General features: G+C 73.1%; 13 protein-coding genes and 1 pseudogene. 9 read left to right on the forward strand and 5 right to left on the reverse strand.

Annotation, left to right across the window (positions count from 1 at the left end; translation table 11 throughout):
* Both V7793_RS22635 and V7793_RS22640 read right to left on the reverse strand, forming a co-directional pair.
* Window positions 1-1,008 (reverse strand): hypothetical protein (locus tag V7793_RS22635; protein WP_336009306.1); only part of this gene is annotated, 1,008 nt, incomplete at its 3' end.
* A gap of 10 nt (window positions 1,009-1,018) precedes the next feature.
* Window positions 1,019-1,264 carry a MoaD/ThiS family protein gene (locus V7793_RS22640; protein WP_058047069.1) on the reverse strand — a complete coding sequence of 82 codons (246 nt, stop codon included), beginning with the start codon at window positions 1,262-1,264 and terminating at the stop codon, window positions 1,019-1,021.
* Between the two features lie 184 nt (window positions 1,265-1,448).
* Here V7793_RS22640 and V7793_RS22645 point away from each other — a divergent pair, with 184 nt between their 5' ends.
* Entirely contained in the window at window positions 1,449-3,182 is a 1,734-nt protein-coding gene (locus tag V7793_RS22645) for an ABC transporter ATP-binding protein (RefSeq protein WP_336009308.1), read from the forward strand.
* 161 nt (window positions 3,183-3,343) lie between these two features.
* A pseudogene (locus V7793_RS22650) lies at window positions 3,344-5,236 on the forward strand (ABC transporter ATP-binding protein); the annotation flags it as partial.
* A 237-nt stretch (window positions 5,237-5,473) separates the two neighbouring features.
* Here the strand turns inward: V7793_RS22650 and V7793_RS22655 are convergent.
* A complete protein-coding gene (locus V7793_RS22655; protein WP_443057967.1) occupies window positions 5,474-6,337 on the reverse strand; it encodes an alpha/beta hydrolase family protein in 864 nt (287 codons plus the stop codon).
* Between the two features lie 241 nt (window positions 6,338-6,578).
* On the opposite strand from V7793_RS22655, the gene V7793_RS22660 reads away from it, so the two are divergent.
* The gene (locus V7793_RS22660; protein ID WP_336009309.1) at window positions 6,579-7,355 is read left to right on the forward strand and encodes a response regulator transcription factor; all 777 of its coding nucleotides are present in this window, start codon (window positions 6,579-6,581) and stop codon (window positions 7,353-7,355) included.
* A gap of 24 nt (window positions 7,356-7,379) precedes the next feature.
* A complete protein-coding gene (locus V7793_RS22665; RefSeq protein ID WP_336009310.1) occupies window positions 7,380-8,405 on the forward strand; it encodes a LacI family DNA-binding transcriptional regulator in 1,026 nt (341 codons plus the stop codon).
* Window positions 8,406-8,436: 31 nt separating this feature from the next.
* Here the strand turns inward: V7793_RS22665 and V7793_RS22670 are convergent, their stop codons facing one another.
* Entirely contained in the window at window positions 8,437-8,661 is a 225-nt protein-coding gene (locus V7793_RS22670; RefSeq protein WP_336009311.1) for a response regulator transcription factor, read from the reverse strand.
* Between the two features lie 58 nt (window positions 8,662-8,719).
* The gene (locus V7793_RS22675) at window positions 8,720-8,947 is read right to left on the reverse strand and encodes a hypothetical protein (protein ID WP_336009313.1); all 228 of its coding nucleotides are present in this window, start codon (window positions 8,945-8,947) and stop codon (window positions 8,720-8,722) included.
* 148 nt (window positions 8,948-9,095) lie between these two features.
* Here V7793_RS22675 and V7793_RS22680 point away from each other — a divergent pair, with 148 nt between their 5' ends.
* The 5 genes from V7793_RS22680 (at window position 9,096) to V7793_RS22700 (ending at window position 13,028) form a co-directional block, all read left to right on the forward strand.
* A complete protein-coding gene (locus V7793_RS22680) occupies window positions 9,096-10,145 on the forward strand; it encodes a LuxR C-terminal-related transcriptional regulator (RefSeq protein ID WP_336009315.1) in 1,050 nt (349 codons plus the stop codon).
* Between the two features lie 79 nt (window positions 10,146-10,224).
* A complete protein-coding gene (locus V7793_RS22685; protein WP_336009317.1) occupies window positions 10,225-10,713 on the forward strand; it encodes a hypothetical protein in 489 nt (162 codons plus the stop codon).
* 182 nt (window positions 10,714-10,895) lie between these two features.
* A complete protein-coding gene (locus V7793_RS22690) occupies window positions 10,896-11,096 on the forward strand; it encodes a hypothetical protein (protein WP_336009319.1) in 201 nt (66 codons plus the stop codon).
* Between the two features lie 142 nt (window positions 11,097-11,238).
* Entirely contained in the window at window positions 11,239-12,108 is an 870-nt protein-coding gene (locus V7793_RS22695; protein ID WP_336009321.1) for a JmjC domain-containing protein, read from the forward strand.
* A gap of 32 nt (window positions 12,109-12,140) precedes the next feature.
* A complete protein-coding gene (locus tag V7793_RS22700; RefSeq protein WP_336009324.1) occupies window positions 12,141-13,028 on the forward strand; it encodes a JmjC domain-containing protein in 888 nt (295 codons plus the stop codon).
* The last annotated feature ends 296 nt before the right edge of the window (window positions 13,029-13,324 follow it).

The following is a 13,324-nucleotide window of genomic DNA, read 5'->3' on the forward strand; positions in this document are numbered from 1 at the left end:
GTGACCGGCCGCGAGGACGGTGACGGCCGACGCGGCGGCGGCCGCCGTCAGCCCGTACAGCCGCTCGTCCGGCGAGGCGTGGCTGCGCAGCTGCAGGACGAGGACCAGCAGCATCCACACGCCGAGCGTGCCGATGACGACGGTCGGCGCCTGCGCGGAGTCCGTGGCCAGCATCCCGATGTCGGCGGCCACGCCGCCCAGGAACGCCAGCGCGATGCCCTGCCGGGCGGGCCACATGCCGTTCAGACGGAACCAGCCCGCGGCCGTCACGGCCTGCAGCAGCACCAGCGGCACCGCCAGCGCGAACTGGCCGAGCGGCGCGGTAAGCGCCAGCAGCGCGGCGAGCGCCGTCGTGATCAGGGCGGGCTTGAGGCCCGGCGAGAGGATCTGCGGCCGGCCCTCGGCCTTCGCCTTCTCCGCGGCCGTCATCGGCCGGTCCGCGACCTCGCCCGGCACGGGCCCGCGCACCGGCTCCGGCACCCGGGCCGGCTCGTGCGGAACGGGCACGGCGCCGGGGACCGGGCCGGAGACGACGCCCGCGGGGCGCTCCTCGGGGAGCGCCTGACGGCCGGCCGCGTACGGCTCGGCGGGCTGCTGGGGGAGCGGGCCGCCGGGCCAGGACGCGTCGTAGCCGTGGTCCTCGGCGGGGACGGCCGGCTGCTGCCACGTGCCCGTGTCCCAGGTGGGCGTCTGCCAGGTCTGGGTGACCGGCTCCTCCTGCTGCGCTGGGTAGCCCTGGCCGCCGTTGGTCGGCCACTGGTACTGCTGCGGTTGTTGTTGCTGCTGCTGGAGATGCTGGGGCGGCTGCGCGTACGCGTCGTAGGAGTCGTACGTCTCGCCGTACGCTCCCTGCCCCTGCTGATGGTGCTGCTGTGCCTGCTGCTGGTCGTACGAGCCGTAGGCGCCGCCCTGGTCGTAGGACTGCGCGTCGTAGCGCCGCGTGCGGGCGTCGTTGTACGGGTCGTACGGGTCCTGCGGATCGTACGTATGGTGCGGCTGATTGCTCATGCTGCCGGGGTCACCCTCCTGCGAAGGGCGGGAGCACCTCGACGGTGCCGCCCTCGGCCAGTTGGACCGATGCGTGGTCGCGGGTGCCGACCGGGGCGCCGTCCACCAGGAACGAACAGCGCACCAGCACCCGGGCGAACTCGGGGGATCCCGCGTGCCGCCGGCGGGCCGCGTCCAGCGCCTCCGCGAGCGTCCGCGCCGCGTACGGCTCCTCGGCCGTACCGGTGGCGGCCTTCGCCGCGGCCCAGTACCGCATGGTGCCCACCGGTCCCGGCTGCCCCGGCAGGGCCGGTTTCACCGGTTGTGCCGGTTCTGTCGTCGCCACGGCGACCCCTTTCCTTCTTCTGCCGCCTCCCATGATGACGGGTACCGGGCGACGGGCCGCCCGCCGCTGTAAATACAGAGGCCGCACGGCGAGGCGCTCGCTTACGCTGCCCGGTGTGCTGGTCCGACTATCACGGGCGTATCTGAGGCCCTACTCCACATCGATCGCGCTGATCGTGCTCTTGCAGCTCGTCCAGACGCTTGCCACGCTCTACCTACCCTCGCTCAACGCCGACATCGTCGACAACGGTGTCGTCAAGGGTGACACCGGTTACATCCTCGCCCTCGGCGGCGGGATGCTCGCGGTCACCCTCGTCCAGATCGTCTGCGCGATCGGCGCCGTCTACTACGGGGCCCGTACCGCCATGGCGGTCGGCCGCGATCTGCGCGCCGCCGTCTTCGACCGGGTGCAGTCCTTCTCCGCACGGGAGATGGGGCACTTCGGCGCACCCTCCCTGATCACCCGTACCACCAACGACGTCCAGCAGATCCAGCTGCTGGTGCTCATGGCGTTCACGCTGATGGTCTCCGCGCCCATCATGTGCGTGGGCGGCATCCTGATGGCGCTCGAGCAGGACGTGCCGCTGTCCGCCCTGCTGCTCGTCATCGTCCCCGTCCTCGGCGTGATCGTCTCGCTGATCATCTGGCGGATGGGGCCCGTTTTCCGCGGGGTGCAGGACAAGATCGACACCGTCAACCGGGTGCTGCGCGAGCAGATCACCGGCATCCGCGTCATCCGCGCCTTCGTGCGCGACACGCACGAGCGGGAACGTTTCGACAGCGCGAACGCCGATCTGATGGACGTCTCCCTCAAGGCCGGCCGGCTGATGTCGCTGATGTTCCCGTCCGTGATGCTGGTCGTGAACCTCTCCTCCATCGCCGTCCTGTGGTTCGGCGGCCACCGCATCGAGAGCGGCGACATGGAGATCGGCGCGCTGACGGCGTTCCTCAGCTACCTCATGCAGATCCTGATGGCCGTCATGATGGCCACCTTCATGTTCATGATGGTGCCGCGCGCGGAGGTCTGCGCCGAGCGCGTCCAGGAGGTCCTGGCCACCGACTCCAGCGTGGTGCCCCCGGCGCGCCCGGTCACCGAGCTGCGCAGCGGCGGCCACCTGGAGCTCGACGGCGTGGAGTTCCGCTACCCCGGCGCGGAGGAGCCCGTCCTGCGGGACGTCTCGCTCGTCGCCCGGCCCGGCGAGATCACGGCCGTCATCGGCTCCACGGGCAGCGGCAAATCCACGCTGCTCGGCCTGATCCCGCGGCTGTTCGACGCGACCGCCGGCACGGTGCGGGTGGGCGGCGTGGACGTCCGCGAGCTCGACCCCGCCCGCTCCTCCGAGGCCGTCGGCCTCGTCCCGCAGAAGCCGTACCTCTTCACCGGCACCGTCGCCTCCAACCTGCGCTACGGACGCCCCGACGCGACCGACGAGGAGCTGTGGGCGGCGCTGGAGACGGCGCAGGCCCGCGACTTCGTCGAGAGCATGGAGGCCGGCCTGGAGGCGCCCATCGCCCAGGGCGGCACGAACGTCTCCGGCGGGCAGCGCCAGCGCCTGGCCATCGCCCGCGCCCTGGTCCGCAAGCCGGACATCTATCTCTTCGACGACTCCTTCTCCGCCCTCGACTACGCCACCGACGCCCGGCTGCGGGCCGCGCTGGCCCGCGAGACCGGCGACGCGACCGTCGTCATCGTCGCCCAGCGCGTGTCCACGATCCGCGACGCCGACCGCATCGTCGTCCTGGACGAGGGCCGCGTCGTCGGCACCGGCACCCACGCCGAGCTGATGGCCGGCAACGAGACCTACCGGGAGATCGTGCTCTCCCAGCTCACCGAGGAGGAGGCGGCGTGACGACCCCGGAGAAACCGGCTTCCCCGGGCGGGGACAAGGCCGCGGGGGCCCGGGCCGCCGAGGCCGGGACCGCCGAGGGCAAGGCCGCGGAGGGCAAGGCCGGGGGACCGGCCGCCCCCGCCGGGCGCGGGCCCGCCCCCGCCACCGGCATCGCCCGCTTCATGGGCGGCCAGCCCACCGAGCGGTCCATGGACTTCGCCGGCTCCAGCAAGCGGCTGCTGGGCACCCTCAGACCCGAGCGGGCCCTGATAACCGTCGCGCTCGCCCTGTGCGTGGCGAGCGTCGCCCTGTCCGTCATCGGCCCGAAGATCCTCGGCCGGGCCACCGACCTGATCTTCGCGGGCGTCGTCGGGAGCAAGTTCCCCGACGGCATCAGCAAGGCCGAGGCCGTCGAGCGGACGCGTCAGCAGGGCGACGGCACCGTCGCCGACCTGCTGGGCTCGGTCGACTTCACCCCCGGCCGCGGCATCGACTTCGACGCCGTGGGCAACGTGCTGTTCTGGGTCCTGCTGATCTACGTCGGCGCGTCCCTGTTCAGCCTCGTCCAGGCGCGGATCGCCACCACCGTCGTCCAGCGCGCCGTCTTCCGGCTGCGCCGGCAGGTCGAGGAGAAGCTCGGCCGGCTGCCGCTGAGCTACTTCGACAAGCAGGCTCGCGGCGAGGTGCTCTCCCGCGCCACCAACGACATCGACAACGTCGCGCAGACCCTCCAGCAGACCATGAGCCAGATCGTCACCTCGCTGCTGACGATCACCGGTGTGCTGGCCGTGATGTTCTGGATCTCCTGGCTCCTTGCGCTGGTGGCGCTGATCACCGTCCCGGTGTCCGTCGTCGTCGCCACGAAGATCGGCAAGCGGGCGCAGCCGCAGTTCGTCGCCCAGTGGAAGACCACCGGCACGCTCAACGCCCACATCGAGGAGATGTACACCGGGCACGCGCTGGTGAAGGTCTTCGGCCGGGAGAAGGAGTCCGCGGAGATCTTCCGCAAGGAGAACGAGGACCTCTTCCAGGCCGGGTTCAAGGCCCAGTTCATCTCGGGCGTCATCCAGCCCGCGATGATGTTCATCGGCAATCTGAACTACGTGCTCGTCGCCGTCGTCGGCGGGCTGCGGGTCGCCTCCGGCGCGCTGTCCATCGGTGACGTGCAGGCCTTCGTCCAGTACTCGCGCCAGTTCAGCCAGCCCCTCACCCAGGTGGCCTCCATGGCCAGCCTCGTGCAGTCCGGCGTCGCCTCCGCCGAGCGCGTCTTCGAGCTGCTCGACGCCGAGGAGCAGTCCCCGGACGCGGCGGACGCGCCGAAGCCCGGCCGCGTGCGCGGCGAGGTGGCCTTCGAAGAGGTCTCCTTCCGCTACGAGGCCGGCAAGCCGCTCATCGACGGCCTGTCGCTGACCGTCCGGCCGGGCCAGACCGTCGCCATCGTCGGCCCCACCGGCGCCGGCAAGACCACGCTGGTCAACCTGCTCATGCGGTTCTACGAGGTGGGCGGCGGCCGCATCACCCTCGACGGCACCGACATCGCCGCCATGTCGCGCGAGGAGCTGCGCTCCCACATCGGCATGGTGCTGCAGGACACCTGGCTCTTCGGCGGCACGATCGCGGAGAACATCGCCTACGGGGCGCCCGCGGGCACCTCGATGGACAGGATCGTCGAGGCGGCGCGGGCCACGCACGTCGACCGCTTCGTGCGCACCCTGCCGGACGGCTACGACACGGTCATCGACGACGAGGGCTCCAACGTCAGCGTCGGCGAGAAGCAGCTGATCACCATCGCCCGGGCGTTCCTGGCCGAGCCGGAGATCCTCGTCCTGGACGAGGCGACGAGCTCCGTCGACACCCGCACGGAGGTGCTCATCCAGCAGGCCATGGGCCGGCTGCGCACGGGCCGCACGAGTTTCGTGATCGCCCACCGCCTGTCCACGATCCGCGACGCGGACGTCATCCTCGTGATGGAGTCCGGCCGGATCGTGGAACAGGGCACGCACGACGGACTGCTGGCGGCGCAGGGCGCGTACGCGCGCCTGTACGAGGCGCAGTTCGCCGAGCCGGTCGCCGAGCAGGCGCGATTCCGCTGCCGCGGCGGGCGAGCGTCACGACGCGGCGGTCCGGCGGCTGCACATTCCGCCGGACCCTCGCCGTGGTGGTTACGCGCCGCGGCGGCGGTCCTGAGAGGCAGGGCCTCTCACGTCTTTCCCGCCGCAGCGGCAAAGCTTGAGGGGCTCGGCCTCTCACGTCTTTGCCGCCGCGGCGGCGTGCAACCACGACGCGGGAACCCGGCGGTGCCGGACCCGCCGTCAGGCGTGAGCGCACACCCAGTGGGCGATCCGTTCCAGCAGCTCGCCGCGCGCAGCGCTCTCCGCGTGGCCGAAGCCCCGTTCGATCCACAGTTCCGTCGACTGTGGATCGCCCGCGCCGGCGAGGGCGTACGGGTGGTCCAGCGGGAAGTACGCGTCCCGGTCGCCGTGGACGATCAGCAGCGGCCGGGGCGCGATCATCGGGACCGCCTCCACCGGGGAGAGCGGGACCGGGTCCCAGTCCTCCGCCTGGACCCGCGTCCCCAGCCCGTAGCGCGCGATCAGCCGCCCCGCGGGCCGTGAGATCGCCCAATGCAGTCGCCGCATGGGTGCGGTACCGCGGTAATACCAACGCGACGGCGCACTTACCGCCACGACCGTGTCGGCGTGTGCGTCCGTGCGCCCCGCGTGCTCCCCGTACTCCGCGCGCGGTTCCGGGCCGTAGAGCGCGGCGTGCCGCAGCACCACCGAGCCGCCCATCGAGAAGCCCACCGTGGCCACCCGCTCGTGCCCGAGCGAGCGTGCCCAGCGCACCGCCGCGGCCAGGTCGAGCACCTCGCGGTCGCCGACCGAGGAGTGGCCGCCCGAGCCGCCGTGCCCCCGGAAGGAGAACGTGATCACGGCCGCACGCTGGGCGAAGACCCGCGCGGCCCGGCGCAGCCCGGGCCGGTCGAGGGCTCCGGTGAAGCCGTGCGCGAGCACCACCGCGGGGGTGTCCGGCGGGGGCGTCCGCGCTCCCGTGCAGGGTTCGTACGCCGCTTCCACGCGGACACCGTCGGCTGTCAAGAGCGCGATGCGATGACCACTCGAAGTGATCGACGAAACACAAGGTCGTGCAAAATCGTCCGGACCTCGGAAAGTCATGTGGGTTATTCTGCTGGGCAGAGAGGATCCGGGCAGAGTAGCCCCCGGGTCCTTTTGTGCATTCATGTGCTGAGACAAGTGCTGGGACGCACGCAACCGTACGAAGCAGTGCCGCACTCTCCCCCAGAGCAAGGCCCTGGGTGGTACCCCTTCGCAGGGACCGAGGAGGAACCGACGTCATGGGCGAGCGAAGCGCGCGGGTCCGCAAGGACCGTACGACCAGTGAGGCGGGTGGCAGCCGATGAGTTCCCTGCTGCTCCTGACCAATGCCCTCCAGCCCTCCACGGAGGTGCTCCCGGCGCTCGGCCTGCTCCTGCACAGTGTGCGGGTGGCCCCCGCCGAGGGCCCGGCCCTCGTGGACACCCCCGGCGCCGACGTCATACTGATCGACGGCCGGCGTGACCTTCCGCACGTGCGCAGCCTCTGCCAGCTCCTGCGCTCCACCGGCCCGGGCTGCCCGCTGATCCTCGTCGTCACCGAGGGCGGCCTCGCGGCCGTCACCGCCGACTGGGGGGTGGACGACGTCCTGCTCGACACCGCGGGCCCGGCCGAGGTCGAGGCGCGGCTGCGGCTGGCGATGGGCCGCCAGCAGATCACCACGGACGACAGCCCCATGGAGATCCGCACCGGCGACCTCTCCGTCGACGAGGCCACGTACAGCGCCAAGCTCAAGGGGCGGGTGCTGGATCTCACGTTCAAGGAGTTCGAGCTGCTGAAGTACCTCGCCCAGCACCCGGGCCGGGTCTTCACGCGCGCCCAGCTGCTGCAGGAGGTCTGGGGCTACGACTACTTCGGCGGCACCCGCACGGTCGACGTGCACGTGCGGCGGCTGCGGGCGAAGCTCGGTCCCGAGCACGAGTCGCTCATCGGCACCGTGCGGAATGTCGGGTATCGGTTCGTTGTGCCCGAGAAGATCGACAACCCCGGCGAGGGCAAGGCGAAGGACTCCGCCAAGGCGCAGCGGACGGAGGAGCCGGAGGCCGCGAAGAGCGGGGCCGCTCGCCCGGCCGAACGGTGAGTGGACCCGCGTAGACTTCCGCGCGTGGCCAAGGTGACGCGGGACGATGTGGCGAGACTGGCGGGGACGTCGACCGCGGTGGTCAGCTATGTCATCAACAACGGACCGAGGCCGGTGGCACCGGCCACGCGCGAGCGCGTGCTGGCCGCGATCAAGGAGCTGGGGTACCGGCCGGACCGGGTCGCCCAGGCCATGGCGTCCCGCCGTACGGACCTCATAGGCCTGATCATCCCGGACGCCCGCCAGCCCTTCTTCGCGGAGATGGCGCACGCGGTCGAACAGGCCGCGGCCGAGCGCGGCAAGATGGTGCTCGTCGGCAACTCCGACTACCTCGACGAGCGCGAGGTGCACTACCTGCGCGCCTTCCTGGGCATGCGGGTCTCCGGCCTGATCCTCATCAGCCAGGGCCCGAGCGAGCACGCGGCCGCGGAGATCGACGCCTGGGACGCCCGGGTGGTCCTGATGCACCGCCGCCCCGACGCCATCGACGACGTGGCCGTCGTCACGGACGACGTCGGCGGCGCCCAGCTGGCCACCCGCCACCTGCTGGAGCACGGCCACCCCTACGTGGCCTGCCTCGGCGGCACGGAGCGCACCCCCACCATCGGCGACCCCGTCACCGACCACGTCGAGGGATGGCGCCGCGCCATGCGGGAGGCCGGGAAGTCCCTGGAGGGCCGGCTCTTCCCCGCCCCGTACAACCGCTACGAGGCCTACAAGGTCGCCCTGGAGCTGCTCTCCGGGCCCGACCGCCCGCCGGCGCTGCTCTGCGCCACGGACGACCAGGCGATCGGCGTGCTGCGGGCGGCGCGGGAGCTGCGCATCGACGTGCCCGGCGAGCTCGCCGTGGCCGGCTTCGACGACGTCAAGGAAGCCGCCCTCACCGACCCGCCCCTGACCACGGTCGCCTCCGACCGCCAGGCCATGGCGCGCGCCGCGGTGGACCTCGTCCTGGACGACTCGCTGCGGGTGGTGGGCACGCGCCGCGAGCGGCTGAAGCAGTTCCCGTCGGCGCTGGTGATCCGGCGCTCCTGCGGCTGCGGCGACTGACGGTGCGCGGCCGGCGCCCGGTGCGTCGCGCTCAGGACTGCGCCAGGTGCCCGGCGATCCCGTGCCGGACCGCGTAGACCGCGAGCTGGGTGCGGTTCGCGGCGCCCGTCTTGGTGCGCAGGCGGCGCAGGTACGTATCGACCGTGTGCGGGCTCAGGCGCAGCTGGCGGGCGATGGAGGAGATGGTGTCGCCGCTGCTGAGCAGGTGGAGCACCTGCCGCTCGCGGCCGGTGAGGGCGGGTGCTTCGGGGTTCATGCGGCTCTCCCAGCGGGGTGGCGGGCGTGGGCTCGGGACGGGTGCGGTGCGCCGGGGATCACTTCTCCCGGCCGGTCGTGCCGCCCCAGGACGTGTCGGTCGGGCCGCCGCAGTGGGTGCAGCGCGGGGTCGTCGGCAGGGTGAGGACCGGGGGGTGCCCGTCCTGCCCCGCGGACACCGCCGGCCGCTCCTGCGCCGGGGCGGGGGCGGCGGAGGCCGAGCCGGGCGCGAGGGTCGCGAAGGCGAGCAGCGAGGCGACGGCGGTGGTCAGCAAGGTGCGCTTCACGGTGATCTCCCAGGGGTGCAAGGGCGGTTGGCCCTTGCAGGTCATTGCGGGTTTCGGTGACAGGAAACAGACTCTCCGGTCCGTATCCTGGCCACAACCGATCACATACCTCACCAAGTTGCATGGCAGCATGAAGCAGGGGGGCGTAATGGGAGAAACCCGGCAGGGTGAAGCCTGTCGTGCGGAGCCGGATGCCGACGAGGCGGACCTGGCGCTCTACGCCTGGGTGCTGGAGCACCAGCGCGTCGACGTCCCGGACGCGGCCGGCGGCCTGGGCCTGAGCCCGGAGCGGACCGAGGCGGCGCTGACCCGGCTGCGCGCGGCCGGGCTGATACAGCCCGCCGCCGGAGACCCGCCGGGGGAGCGCGCCGTGGCGCCGGAGGCGGCCGCGGGACCCCGGATCGCGGCGCTGGAGGCCCGCATCCGCGAGCAGCAGCTCCAGGTCGCCAGGATCCGGGCGGACGCGGAGCGCTTCGCGTCCGCGTACCGGAGCGGCGCGGGGGGCGCCGGCGGCCTGGAGGTGATCCCGACCCTGCCGGAGGTCCGTACGCTCCTCACCCGGATGTCCGGCCACTGCCGCGAAGAGGTGCTGGCCAGCCAGCCCGGCGGCGGCTCCCGGGTGCCGGAGGCGATGGAGGAGGCCCTGCTGCGGGACCGGGCGCTGCTCGAACGGGGCGTGCGGCTGCGCACGTTGTACCACCACACGGCGCGGTTCCACGGCCCCAGCCAGGCCTACGTGGCGGCCGCCTCCGCCCTGGGCGGCGAGTACCGCACCAGCCACGAGCTCTTCGGGCGCATCATCGTCTTCGACCGGGAGACCGCGTTCCTGCCGACCGCCGACGGCTCCTGGGGCGCGGTCGTCCTCCGCGAGCCCAACACCGTCGCCTACCTGTGCCGGCTGTTCGACCAGACCTGGGAAGCCGCCACCCCGTTCTCCAACGCCGCCGACGACGGGCTCGCCAAGGTCTCCGGCGAACTCGACCGCACCATCCTGCAGCTGCTGGCCGCGGGGCTGAAGGACGAGGCGGTCGCCCGCCGGCTGGGCATGTCGCTGCGCACCACGCGCCGCCACATCGCCGACATCATGGACCAGCTGTCCGCCGAGAGCCGCTTCCAGGCCGGCGCCGCCGCGGTCCGGCAGGGGCTGCTGGAGGACGCGGCCGCACCGGGGGCCCCGCCCTGTGGCGCAAAGCCGTGACTTTCCCGCCCCTCTGACGCCTCGGCAGTGTTCTCGGCGCCGCCGCGGCACCCGCGTCCGCGGCAGAGGGAGGAACACCATGACGGGCCTGCTCACCCCGGGTGGACCATGCGCCGCGCACGGCCCGCGACGATCGGAGGCGGACGCCCGTCTGCTGTCCGAGCTGGTCCTCTTCGTCCGCGTCCACCAGGGCGGGCGGGCCGGGCTGCTGTGGCCGGAGCACGCCGGGCCGGACGGCTGGGGCCACCCGCCCGGCGAGCTTGCCGACGCGCTTGCCCTGCGGCTCGGCCACCCCGTGGCGGCGCTGCCCGCCCCCGCATGCCCGGCCGCGGAACCGGCTGCCGCCCCGTACGACCTGCTGGTCCTCCAGCAGGAGGGGAGCAGCGGATGGCAGTTCCGGCCCCCGGACCGGCCCCCCGCCGCCACGGCCGCGTGCCGCGCCGGGCAGGAGCTGCGGCTGCGCGCCGGAGAGGTGCTCTACGTGCCCGGGGGATACGTGACGCGCTCCCGGCCCGCCCGGGAATCCCGCGACATCCGGCTCGCCCTGGGCCCGCACGCGCGACTCTGACGTGCCGTCAAGACCACTCTGATGCCCGGTCCCTGATGCCCGGTACCGCCGGTCCGGGAGCCGTGAACACGTGACTTTCGCGGCATACCGGCCCGCCCCAGGATGGAGCACAGCGAGGCGGTGACCCCCCAGAGCCGCCTCGCACTTCATCCACCGGCAACAGCAGCAGAAGGAGCATCCCCATGGACCGGAACACCGCAGCCCTGGCCGACGCCCAGCCGAAGCGCACCACGCTGACCCGCAAGGCGGCGCTCTCCGTCGCCGTCGCGGCCGTCGTCGGCGGTGCGGTCTTCGCCCCCAACGCCATCGCCTCCTCCTCCGCCCCCGCCTCCGGCACCCAGGTCGAGGCGTCCTGCGGCGGCTGCCCGCTCGACGTCATCTGAGCCCGACGGACGAGGAACGCCGTACGGGGCCCTCCGGCCGGCCAGCACACCGGAGGGCCCCGGCGCACCGCACAAGACCGTACGGAGCGCGCAACAGGACCGTACGGAGCGCGCACCCCGCAAGAAGGAGAGAGCGCAAGCCATGGACTGGCTGGAACGCTGCGTCGAGGACGTGCCGGCTTTTCTGCACACCCACTGGCGGCAGGGCCCCGCACTGATGCGCCCGGCCGATCCGCCGACGGAGGTCCTGAGCACCGCGGACCTCGACGCCCTCATCGGCGGAGGGCTGCTGCGCGTCCCGTACGCCGCGCTCTACACCGCCGTGGGCCCGGTTCCCGAGGAGCAGTACTGCCCGCCCCGGCTCGTCGCGGGCCGGCGCCTCGACGGCTGCCTCGACCCCGCGCGGGTCCGCTCGCTCCTCGACGACGACCACGCCACCCTCCAGCTGCGCTACGTCCACCAGTGGCACGCCCCGGTGCGCGCCCTCACGGCCGGAATCGGCGCCCGGCTCGGCCGGCTGGCCGAGGCGTTCGTCTTCCGCTCCCACCCCGGGCACCACAGTGCGGTCCACCGCGACGACGGGGACGTCCTCGTGATCCAGCTGAGCGGCACCAAGCGCTGGCAGGTGCACGGCGGCCCCGCCGACGCCCACTGGCAGCCGGTGCCCGAAGCCGACCCCGGCCCGGTGCTGCTCGACGCCGTCGTCGAGCCCGGCCAGGTCCTCTACGTGCCGAACGGCTTCGCCCACACCGCCGAGGCCACCGGCTCCGCACCCTCCGTCCACCTCACCGTCGTCCTCCGCGAAGCCCGCACCGGCCACCTGCGCGCCGAACTCGGATCCCGGCTCGCCGCGGGGCTCGCCCTGCCTGCCCGCCCGCTCGACGACGAACAGCTCACCAGGGCCGCAGCCGGGCTCCTCGGCCACTTCCGGGCGCAGCTGGCCGGCACCACGCCGGAATCCCTCGTGGGCGCCGCGCGCCTGAGCGCCCACAGCAGCCGGCCCACGGACTGAACCACCCCCGACCCGACGGAGAGCGAACCGACGTGACCGCGAACTGGCTCGAACGCTGCGTGGCGGACAGCCGGCAGTTCCTCACCACCCACTGGCGCACCGCACCCGCGGTCCTGCGCCCGCACGATCCCCCCGTCGACGTGCTCACCACCGCCGAGCTCGACGGCCTCCTCGACCACGGGCTGCTCAAGGCGCCCTACGTCGATCTCGTCCACGAGCACGGCCGGCTCCCCGCCCACCGGTTCTGCACCCCGAGGGTCGTCCTGGGCGAGGTGGTCGAGGACTACGCCGACGCCGCCGCGGTGCGCGCGCTGATCCGCGACGAACGGGCCACCCTCCTCCTGCGGTACGTCGACCAGTGGCACAAGGGCGTGCGCGACCTGGCGCGGGGCGTCGGCAAGGAGCTCGGCCGCCAGGTGGAGGCGTTCTACTTCCTCACCCCCGGCGGCACCCAGGGCCGCCCCGTCCACCGCGACGACGCCGACGTCCTGGCGATCCAGATCAGCGGCGCGAAGCGCTGGCGGGTGCACGGCGGCCCCGCCGACGGGAACTGGGAGCCCCGCCGCGAGGACGGCGACCCCGGCGAGCTGCTGCTGGACACCGTGCTGCGCCCCGGCGAGGTGCTCTACGTGCCCCGGGGCTTCGCCCACCGCGCGAGCGCCGTCGGCGACAGCCCGTCCGCGCACCTGTCCCTGACCGTCCGCGAAGCGGGCACGGCCCACCTCTACGCCCTCCTCCAGGCGCTCCTCCAGGACGGGCCCGACCTCGCGGAGCGCCCCCTCGACGACGCGGCCCTCGCCGGTACCGCCGACGCCCTCCTGGCCCACTGCCGCCGCACCCTGGAGACGATCACCCCCGAGGAACTGGTCGAGCAGGCGCGCACCGTGCTGCGGTGCTCCCTGTCCGGCACTCTCCCGTAGCCGGCGACGGCGCCGGCTACGGCTACGGCCGTCGGGCCGTGGGCCATGGCTGCGCCGGGGCCACGGCCGCGCCGGGAGCCCTGTCCGAGCCTTATACGGAACGAACGGACTTCTCGGCCCGTTTTCAGTGCTCCCTCAGACAGTTCTCATCTGCGGGCAGCAGAGTCGTGCCCATGACGGACAGCACTCGCCCCTACGGCGCCCAGGACCCGCAGCACTCCTCGTACCCGGGGTACCCGGAGCCCCCCGCGTACCCGCCGCAGCAGCCGGTCACCACCGCCAGTGGGGTGACCGTC

The organism is Streptomyces sp. KLMMK (genome assembly GCF_036961605.1).
Lineage (GTDB): Bacteria > Actinomycetota > Actinomycetes > Streptomycetales > Streptomycetaceae > Streptomyces > Streptomyces telluris.

Bases quoted from the DNA above. Each gene is read 5' to 3' on its own strand.
- V7793_RS22640 (WP_058047069.1), bottom strand. From the start codon at position 1,264: ATGCGGTACTGGGCCGCGGCGAAGGCCGCCACCGGTACGGCCGAGGAG.
- V7793_RS22655 (WP_443057967.1), bottom strand. From the start codon at position 6,337: ATGACTTTCCGAGGTCCGGACGATTTTGCACGACCTTGTGTTTCGTCG.
- V7793_RS22660 (WP_336009309.1), top strand. From the start codon at position 6,579: ATGAGTTCCCTGCTGCTCCTGACCAATGCCCTCCAGCCCTCCACGGAG.
- V7793_RS22670 (WP_336009311.1), bottom strand. From the start codon at position 8,661: ATGAACCCCGAAGCACCCGCCCTCACCGGCCGCGAGCGGCAGGTGCTC.
- V7793_RS22680 (WP_336009315.1), top strand. From the start codon at position 9,096: ATGGGAGAAACCCGGCAGGGTGAAGCCTGTCGTGCGGAGCCGGATGCC.
- V7793_RS22685 (WP_336009317.1), top strand. From the start codon at position 10,225: ATGACGGGCCTGCTCACCCCGGGTGGACCATGCGCCGCGCACGGCCCG.
- V7793_RS22690 (WP_336009319.1), top strand. From the start codon at position 10,896: ATGGACCGGAACACCGCAGCCCTGGCCGACGCCCAGCCGAAGCGCACC.
- V7793_RS22695 (WP_336009321.1), top strand. From the start codon at position 11,239: ATGGACTGGCTGGAACGCTGCGTCGAGGACGTGCCGGCTTTTCTGCAC.